Below are 1,191 nucleotides of genomic sequence, written 5' to 3'. Positions count from 1 at the left end.
TAAGCTGTTAAGCATTTAAATAGGGTATAATGTAAAATTAAATTTAGTCTAACAAGTGCAAGATGCCAGCAAAAAAATATCTCACTCCAGAGCAAGTAAAAAAACTACAAAAAGCCTTAAAAGAGGAGGAAAATGGACATCTCCGAGAAAGAATCCTCATGCTATTGCTGCTCAATGATGGAAAAACGCAAGCTAAAATTGCCGAGTTTTTGGGTTGTTCAATAAATAAAGTGTCTAAAAGAGTGTATTCATGGAGATCCAGACAATCTAGAAAGTTTAAAAGATGAGAGGATGAGGGGAAACCATAAAAAAGCTACAGATAAATATATAGAAATCCTCCTAGAAACTATAGATAAAGAGCCAGAAGAATTAGGATACGAGTTTGGTAGATGGACAGCTCAAAGATTAGCAACATATTTAGAAAACATCACGGGAATCCAATTAAGTGGGTCGCAGGTCAGGAGGATATTAGAGAGAAAAAAGTACGTCTACCGCTGGGCAAAGTATAGTTTAGAAGCAAAAAGAAATCCTGAAAAAAGAAAAGCATTTAAAGAGAAGATAGAGGAATATTTAAAACTAGAAAAAGCAAGCCCAGAACAATTACAGGTATGGTTTTGGGATGAAAGTGGATTTAGTTTAAGAGTTATAAGAAGAAAAAATTGGGGTAAAAAAGGAAGCCAAAAAAAGGTTAGAGGGGATAGGAGGAAAGGAAGAGTTAATGTAATGGGAGGACTGAGGTACTCAGATAAGAAAAGATTCGTAGACTTTCTGGATAAAGGCAATGCAGATAACTTTTACAAAGTCCTTAAAATCTTTTATCAAGAGCTAATTTACGAATGGGTAGAAGCTGGTAATCAAGCCAAAGACTTTGCAGATAAAGGAGCTAAGATAGTTATCATTCTTGATAATGCAAGTTTTCACAAGAAAGAAGAGTATATCGATAAGATTGAAGCAGAGATGCCGAATCTTCATTTAGAATTTCTTCCGGAATATAGCCCGGATTATAACTTAATTGAATTGGTATGGCATTCTACAAAAGAATATGTAGCTAATCGACTATTCAAATCAATTGAAGAGCTAGAGTATTTATTACATGGGCTTTTAAATGAAGGAGAGCTGGTTATTAAGTGGGGCCGAAAGCTCAAAAACAAAGGTAATGCTTTCATCACAATTTAAATGCACAACAGCTTA

1 pseudogene is annotated in these 1,191 nt (G+C 34.6%); it reads left to right on the top strand.

The annotated features are described in order from the left end of the window. The first annotated feature begins 62 nt into the window (after nt 1-62). Nucleotides 63-1,176 (top strand): annotated as a pseudogene (locus AB1414_21225) (IS630 family transposase). The last annotated feature ends 15 nt before the right edge of the window (nt 1,177-1,191 follow it).

The sequence above is a fragment of the bacterium genome, from assembly GCA_040755795.1.
GTDB lineage: Bacteria > UBA9089 > CG2-30-40-21 > CG2-30-40-21 > SBAY01 > JBFLXS01.
Note: the sequence above shows the minus strand (reverse complement) of the source record. Positions and strands in the feature narration are given on the sequence as shown.